Origin of the sequence: Streptomyces sp. NRRL S-495, from assembly GCF_000966955.1 — a bacterium.
Taxonomy (GTDB): Bacteria; Actinomycetota; Actinomycetes; order Streptomycetales; family Streptomycetaceae; genus Kitasatospora; species Kitasatospora purpeofusca.
The window spans coordinates 1-2,332 of the sequence record NZ_JZWY01000098.1 but is presented as its reverse complement, the minus strand read 5'-3'; the positions used below and the strand labels follow the sequence as shown (position 1 = coordinate 2,332).

Annotated in this window: 2 protein-coding genes and 1 pseudogene; all 3 read right to left on the bottom strand. The window is 77.1% G+C overall.

Features of this window, described 5'->3' with window-relative positions; genetic code table 11:
• Window positions 1-47: 47 nt before the first annotated feature.
• Window positions 48-584: an orotate phosphoribosyltransferase gene (gene pyrE / locus VR45_RS07260; RefSeq protein ID WP_045938846.1), complete on the bottom strand. Its 537-nt coding sequence runs from the start codon at window positions 582-584 to the stop codon at window positions 48-50.
• Between the two features lie 53 nt (window positions 585-637).
• Complete coding sequence (locus tag VR45_RS07255; protein ID WP_159394140.1) at window positions 638-1,813, bottom strand: hypothetical protein; 1,176 nt, start codon at window positions 1,811-1,813, stop codon at window positions 638-640.
• Between the two features lie 129 nt (window positions 1,814-1,942).
• Window positions 1,943-2,332: pseudogene (locus VR45_RS07250) on the bottom strand (spermidine synthase); the annotation flags it as partial.

Below are 2,332 nucleotides of genomic sequence, written 5' to 3'. Positions count from 1 at the left end.
GAAACAGCACCGGGCCCCGGCCGTTCGGTGGTGCGGGGAGTCGGGGCTCAGAGGCCCAGGTCGTCCAGGGTGTACGCGGTGACGTAGGGCAGGCCCTCGGCCTCGATCGCGGCGGCGCCGCCACGCTCGACGATCACCGCGACGCCGACCACCTCGGCGCCCGCCTCGCGCAGGGCCTCGACGGCGGTCAGCACCGAGCCACCGGTGGTGGAGGTGTCCTCGACGGCCAGCACCCGGCGGCCCTTGACCTCCGGGCCCTCGATCCGGCGCTGCAGGCCGTGCGCCTTGCCGGCCTTGCGGACCACGAAGGCGTCCAGCTCACGGCCGCGCGCGGCGGCCGCGTGCAGCATCGCGGCGGCGACCGGGTCGGCGCCCAGGGTCAGCCCGCCCACGGCGTCGTACTCCAGGTGCGCGGTGGCGTCCAGCATCACCCGGCCGACCAGCGGAGCGGCCTGGCCGTCCAGCGTGATCCGGCGCAGGTCGACGTAGTAGTCGGCCTCCTTGCCGGAGGAAAGGGTCACCTTGCCGTGGACGACGGCCTTGTTCTTGATCTGTGCCAGCAGGGCGTCGCGGTCGTTGCTCATGGACGTTCAGTCTAGGGCCTGCCCCGGCCCGGGGCCGGTCGGCGGGTGGCCGGTCAGCGGCGGCGGCGCAGCGCCCTGACCAGTACGACGGTGCCGCCCAGCAGGGCCACCCCGCCGCCGATCATCCACGGCACCGTGCTGCGGCCGCCCACTCCGGGCACCACGATGCCGCCGGCGTCGCCGCCCCAGCGGGAGGCCGCCCGGGCGCGGGCGCTGCGGGCCGGCAGGGCGGGGGCGTACGGGCCGCGCGGCGGGGCGTGGTCGACCTCCTCGGCGGAGCGGCCGACGATGCTGCGGCGGACCGGGCCGCCGAGCACCGGCTCCGGCTCGTAGCCGAAGGGCGGCTCGGCGGGGAGCTCGGCGGAGACCTCGCGCTCGATCCCGGCGGCGGGAGCGTCGGCCCCGGCCTCGCCGGCGGCCGGCTCGTCGACGTCGTCGGCCTCGTCCGGGTCGCCGAGCGGGAGGCCGAAGCGCTCCGCGTCGGCGTCGGAGAAGGCGATGAGGTCGGAGAGGTCGTCGTCGAGGTCGTCGCCGGGCTCGTCCTCGCGGTCCTCGTCGAGGGCCTCGTGGCGGTTCTCCAGGAACACCACCGTGGCGGAGTCCTCGGAGTCCTCGGAGTCGCCGGTGTCGCCGGTGTCGCCGGTGTCGCCGGAGTCCTCGGCGTGCTGGGTCTCCTCGGCGTCCTCGGTCACCTCGGCGGCGTCCGCGTCGGTCCCGGTGACGACCTCCACCTCCGCCTCGGGCTCGCCCTCGGCCTCGCTGTCCGCCCCGGTCGCGGCGGTGCCCTCCGGCGAGGTCAGGGCGGTGGCGAAACGGTCCAGCAGCCGACGGCCGGCCGCGTCGAGCGTCTCGCCGTCGAACTCGGTCAGCCGCCCGGTGGCACTCAGGTCACCGGTGAAGCGCACCACCGCGGTGCCCTCCTCGGCGCCCTCGGTGACGCTGATCCGGACGGTGGCGGTCGCCTCGCCGCTGCCGCGCGCCTCCTGGCCCTCGGCGAACGCCGTCAGCACGCCCTCGCGGCCCTCGATCAGTGAGAGCACGCCCTTGTAGGTGATGGTGGAGGTGCCGATCCGCAGCTTCAGCCGCCCCCCGATCTCCTCCGCCGGGCCACTGCCGACGGCGGCCGGTTCGGTGCTCAGCCCCGGCACGGAACGCGCCAGCAGCGCCGGATCCTGCAGGGCCTGCCGGACCTGCCCGGCCGGCATCGGGACGACAACCTCATGCTCCATGTCACGGAGCCTACCGACCGAACCCGCGCCCGGCCCCGCCCTGTCCCCTACCTGTCGCTGTGGCTCGTCCGCTCGCCGCCCGGCCGCCGGCCCCCGACCGGCGGGGGCCGGCGGGGCGGCGGATCCGGGTCAGTGCGGGCCGAGCAGGGTGAGGGCGGCGGGCGGGCGGAGCGGCCGCAGGGCGGTGAGCCGGGCGGCGGAGGCGCGCAGGCCGTCCGAGGTGAGGGCACGGGGCGGCGGGGCGTCGGGGGAGAGGGTGAGCGGCGGCTGGGCGGCCGCGGCGAGCAGGAAGCTCTGGCTGCTCTCCGGCCCGGGGCGGCAACTGGCCGTCGCGCTGCCCGCGACGGCGTACGGGACGGTCCGCAGCCCGGCCGCCCGCAGCCCGGACTCCACCTGCCACAGCCCCTGCCGCCCGTGCTGCTCCTCGCCGCCGCGCACGGCGAGCCGGCCGCCCGGGGCGAGCAGCCGGGTGGTGAGGCCGTAGAACTCCTGGGAGTGGAACTTCACCGGCCCGCCGTC

Excerpts from the sequence above, each read along its gene's own strand:
- pyrE (WP_045938846.1), bottom strand. The coding sequence starts at position 584 with ATGAGCAACGACCGCGACGCCCTGCTGGCACAGATCAAGAACAAGGCC.
- VR45_RS07255 (WP_159394140.1), bottom strand. The coding sequence starts at position 1,813 with ATGGAGCATGAGGTTGTCGTCCCGATGCCGGCCGGGCAGGTCCGGCAG.